5 protein-coding genes and 1 pseudogene are annotated in these 3,803 nt (G+C 65.1%); 5 read left to right on the top strand and 1 reads right to left on the bottom strand.

Annotation, left to right across the window (positions count from 1 at the left end; all coding sequences use genetic code 11):
* Positions 1-214, top strand: a 214-nt coding sequence (locus EPO41_RS15055; protein ID WP_296319587.1) for a hypothetical protein, incomplete at its 5' end; no start/stop codon positions are given.
* Between the two features lie 60 nt (positions 215-274).
* Here EPO41_RS15055 and EPO41_RS15050 read toward each other — a convergent pair.
* On the bottom strand, positions 275-1,234 hold the full coding sequence (locus tag EPO41_RS15050) for an alpha/beta hydrolase (RefSeq protein WP_296326529.1): 960 nt from the start codon (positions 1,232-1,234) through the stop codon (positions 275-277).
* 247 nt (positions 1,235-1,481) lie between these two features.
* Between EPO41_RS15050 and EPO41_RS15045 the strand changes: the two genes are divergently transcribed.
* The 4 genes and pseudogenes from EPO41_RS15045 to EPO41_RS15030 all read left to right on the top strand — a co-directional run.
* Positions 1,482-1,628 carry a hypothetical protein gene (locus EPO41_RS15045; RefSeq protein WP_296326527.1) on the top strand — a complete coding sequence of 49 codons (147 nt, stop codon included), beginning with the start codon at positions 1,482-1,484 and terminating at the stop codon, positions 1,626-1,628.
* A 9-nt stretch (positions 1,629-1,637) separates the two neighbouring features.
* Positions 1,638-3,104: a M10 family metallopeptidase gene (locus EPO41_RS15040; RefSeq protein WP_296326525.1), complete on the top strand. Its 1,467-nt coding sequence runs from the start codon at positions 1,638-1,640 to the stop codon at positions 3,102-3,104.
* Positions 3,105-3,125: 21 nt separating this feature from the next.
* Positions 3,126-3,257: pseudogene (locus EPO41_RS15035) on the top strand (calcium-binding protein); the annotation flags it as partial.
* Positions 3,243-3,803, top strand: a 561-nt coding sequence (locus EPO41_RS15030; RefSeq protein ID WP_363246973.1) for a calcium-binding protein, incomplete at its 3' end; no start/stop codon positions are given. The pseudogene EPO41_RS15035 and the gene EPO41_RS15030, both read left to right, overlap by 15 nt.

The following is a 3,803-nucleotide window of genomic DNA, read 5'->3' as shown; positions in this document are numbered from 1 at the left end:
CCACTCCTTCGACTTCAACGGCGAGAAGCTGGACTTCAGCGCGGTCGCGGCGATCCACTCCTTCTCGGACTTCTCGACCTACGAATGGGATCCCCTCGGCCTCGGCTACAACTCGACGACGCTGTTCTACACGAGCGGCGGCACGACCAGCGCCATCACGCTGATCGGCGTGCAGACGGCGAGCCTGTCGGACGCAGACTTCCTGTTCGCCTAGGGGAAGCAGCCGGTTTCGTCCACTCCGCTTCGCTCCGCTCCGGTCGGGACGACGTGGGAGCTAGGCCTCCATCAGCGCGGCGATCTCTGCGCGGACGCCGGCCGAGCGGCGATAGTACTGGTGCGAGCCGGCGAAGCCGGTGTCGTAGTCGGCGAAGCCGCTGCAATCGACCCTGCGGTAGGTGGCGGGTGGGAACAGCGTGGCGTCGCCACCGCCGCGCGGCCCGTCCTGGCCGAGGCGGTGGCAGAAGTTCAGCGTCTCGGAGAGCTTGTCGAGCACCTGGTCGCGCCGGTTGTGCAGGAAGGTGATGCGGCGGCCGAGCCGCGAGAGCGGCGCCAGGCTGTTGGTCACGGCCGCGTCGAAGGCATCGTCGACGATGTCGGCCGCGGCCAGGAAGATGTGGTCGAACATCCCGGCATCGCCGTTGCCGTTCGCGAACCAGGCCTGCACCGCCGCCTGCAGCGCGAGGTTGCCCATGCTGTGGGTCAGCAGGAAGGTCCTCCGTCCGTTGGCGCGTGCCTTCTCGAGGATCGGCAGCAGGTTGGCGAAGAAGCGCATCAGCGCCAGGCCGGAGCCGCCGGCCATCCGCTGGTCCGCGCGGTAGGGCAGGGTCGGGAAGGGAACCGTCAGCAGCTGGCCGCGCGAGGGCCAGCTGAAGGTGACGACCGCCGTGTCCGCGTCGCCCACGCCCGACTGGGCCAGCCATTCCCGGTTGAAGGCCGCGCGCGTCAGAGCATCCTCGAAGCTGTTGGCGAAGCCATGGATGAAGATGAGGATGTTGCGCCCGCCCTCGGCCAGGTCGTCGAACGCCGCCTGGCTGAAATTGCCCTTCTGCAGGTCGTTCAGCGAGCGGATGGCGCCGACCGTGTCGGCGGTGAGCCCGGCGCTGTCTACGAAGGCCGTGCCGTAGGTGACCTGCAGCGGATTGTCGGGCGCCGTCATGAAGAACGTGTAGTTCTCCGGCCGGTCCGCCGGATGGTTGGCGATCCTGTTGGTGGCGAAATAGACGGTGGTCGTCATGATCCTCTCCCCGCACGTTGCGTGCGAGCGTGATCGTGTGCGGATTCCTGTCAATGTGCATGGCTGCACATCACATCGCGGCGTTCGTTACCTGAGAAAGGGGACACGGCGATACCCTCTCAGATTGCAGCGAAATCCACAGCGCGATATGTGTCGAATGTCGGCACGCTGTTCCGGGGGCAGTTCGCTGCCGACGCAATGCCGGAAGTACAGGCTCTGTCATAGCCTGTCCGGTCTTGGGGGCAGCGTGGCGTTTCCGGCATTCATCGGACAGGCGACTTGCGGTGGCGAACCGGGCGACCGGTCGAACCGTCTTGCGACGTTCGTCATCTGCGGCCTCTCCATCGCGCCGATCCTCGCCCCCAACCATTTCCGCTTCGCTTTCGTCGCGTAGGACATAGCCATGCCCGGCACAGCCACGACCATCCTCATCGACGGCACGCCCACCGACGGCGCAGACCCGTGGATCGATGGCCTCGTATGGGGAGGTGCCTGGACGGATGACGACGGCGGCAAGGTCACAATCACCTATTCGACCCCCAGCGTCGGCTACCTGGAAGGCGAACAGTCCCTGAATTGGACACCGCAGGCGCTCGTGGCCCTCGGTCAAGCCCTGGCGCTATGGGAAAGCGTTGCAAACATCGACTTCGTCGAGGTTGAAAGTCCGTTTGCAGACGCCTTGTTCTGGGTCGGCACCCAGTCGCAGGCGGGCGGGCCGGGCATCCTCGGATGGAGTGAAGTTCCCGGATACACGGATCACGAACACCTCAACGTCTTGTTCAACGGGCAGGATCCCTCCTGGTCCGCGGGTAGCCTGGCCAAGGGTGGTGACGGCTTCGTCACGCTGGTCCACGAGATTGGCCATCTGCTCGGCCTGGCCCATCCGCACGACGGCGGAGCGGCCTGGGACGCGACCACCTTTCCGGGTGTCGACGCGCCATTCCACGACTACGGCGACGGCGACCTGAACCAGGGCATCTACACAGTGATGGGTTACAATTCGGGTTGGCCCGCGGCCCACAGCCCGAATTCGCCGAACTGGGGGTTCGAGGCCGGGCCGATGGCGCTCGACATCGCCGCAATCCAGGCGATCTACGGGGCCAATACGAGCTACGCTTCCGGCAACGACGTTTACGCACTGCCGACAGTCAACGGGGCCGGCACCTACTGGTCGACGATCTGGGACACCGGCGGTGTCGACACGATCTCTGGAGCAGGCTGGTCGGGCGACTCGTCGATCGACCTGCGGGCGGCGGCGGCTGGGAGCGATGGCGGGGGCTACGTCTCCCACGGGTACACCAGCTGGGGTGCAATGATACCCGGCGGCTTCACGATCGCCCGCGGCGTCGTCATCGAGAACGCGATCGGCGGCAGCGGCAACGACACGATCATCGGCAACGCGGCCGCCAACCGCCTCGAAGGCGGTGCGGGACGCGATACCCTGGACGGCCAGTCCGGTGCCGACACGATGGTCGGCGGCTCGGGGAACGACGCCTACTACGTCGAGAATTCCGGCGACGTGATCATCGAGCTCGATGCCTGGGCGGAGACGGATATCGTCTACTCGGTCGTCAGCTATGAACTGAGTGCGTACGTCGAACACCTGACGCTGACGGGAACCGCCTCCATCAACGGGACGGGCAATGCCGGGGACAACACGATCGCCGGAAACTCGGGCGACAACGTGCTCGATGGCGGCGGCGGAACCGACTATCTCTACGGCGGCAGTGGCAACGACACCTATATCCTCCGGGGAAATCAAGCCCATGCCATTGAGCTGGCTGGTGGCGGGATTGACACGATCCGCACCGATTGGGGCGGAAAACTCGAAGAAAACTTCGAGAACATGGAGCTTCTTGCCGGCGCCTAGTCCGCCGAAGGCAACGATTCTGACAATAGAATCGTCGGCAACGACGGCCCAAACACTCTCGATGGCGGGCTGGGCGATGACACGTTGATTGGCGGTCTCGGCAACGACTTTCTCGACGGTGGGCTGGGCGCCGACACGATGATGGGTGGCTTTGGCAGCGACACCTACTTCGTCGACAACCTCCTCGATGTGGTGATCGAGGAGGGAGACGACATCTACGACGCCTGGGATGAGATCTTCGTCGAGTTCACCTACTCGCTGGTGGGGCTGGACAAGGTCGAGCGCCTCAATCTCAGCCATGCCGGGACAGCCAATATCGACGCGACCGGCAACGACCTCAACAACGCGCTCTATGGCAGTGACGGCAACAATGTGCTCGATGGTCGTGGTGGCGCCGATTTCATGCTGGGAGGCGAGGGCAACGACACGATCTACGGAGGTGCCGGCGATGACCTGCTCGACGGCGGCGCGGGCAGCGATGTGCTGGTGGGAGGCGACGGCGCCGACGCACTGTCGGGCGGCGATAGTGCCGACTATCTGCTGATCGACGGTGCCGATACCGCCATCGATGGCGGCGCGGGCTTCGACTCGGCGTTCGTGCAGACCGCTACGCCGGTGACGCTGGACATGGGCGCCTCGTCGATCGAATGGGTCCAGGGCAATGCCGGCAACGACGTCTTCGACGCCGCGAGCCAGAGC

The sequence above is a fragment of the Reyranella sp. genome (genome assembly GCF_004297265.1).
Classification (GTDB): Bacteria; Pseudomonadota; Alphaproteobacteria; order Reyranellales; family Reyranellaceae; genus Reyranella.
Note: the sequence above shows the minus strand (reverse complement) of the source record. Positions and strands in the feature narration are given on the sequence as shown.